Source organism: Vibrio sp. S12_S33, assembly GCF_963889785.1.
Lineage (GTDB): Bacteria > Pseudomonadota > Gammaproteobacteria > Enterobacterales > Vibrionaceae > Vibrio > Vibrio aestuarianus.
Genome location: NZ_CAWPQZ010000238.1, coordinates 1 through 516 on the forward strand (window position 1 = coordinate 1; position 516 = coordinate 516).

Annotated in this window: 1 protein-coding gene; it reads right to left on the bottom strand. The window is 44.2% G+C overall.

The window, feature by feature from the left end; all coding sequences use genetic code 11:
* Positions 1-354 (bottom strand): IS66 family transposase (locus AACW06_RS20020; RefSeq protein WP_445286267.1); only part of this gene is annotated, 354 nt, incomplete at its 3' end.
* Positions 355-516: the final 162 nt, after the last annotated feature.

Here is a 516-nt window from a genome sequence, read left to right on the forward strand (position 1 = left end):
CGTTTCATCGGCCTGAACCACCACTTGTTCGAGTAAGTGAGTCTTCAGTGCCTGATAAAGCGGTTGACGTTTACCACGACGTTTAATGGTCGTCGTTGTGGTGGTGATAACCTCATCTTCCGCTTTCGCCGCTTCACATTCTGCCTCATTAAAGAGATCACCCTGTGCTTCGTTATATGGCTTTAACGCTTCCGAGCGTTTGGCGAACTGGCGGTCAAGGGTGAGCTTAAACTGCTCAATTAAGGATTGGCGTTCTTGCTGCCACTCATTTTTCTCCGACATCAACGCTTTCACCATAGCTTGAAGCTCGGCGATGTCTTGGCTTTCTGGGTTAATATCGGGCGTCTTTTTCATGGCATTGATTATACTAAAAACACCACGAAAAGGCTTGGTATATCTGACTTTTATTGAAGTTAACTCATTGTAAAGTTGTCTATTTTCATCGGTTTATGGCCGATTATTGTGAAGCCAGATAACAGTCTATCTAAGTCAAATTGAGTCAGGGTGTACATCTGT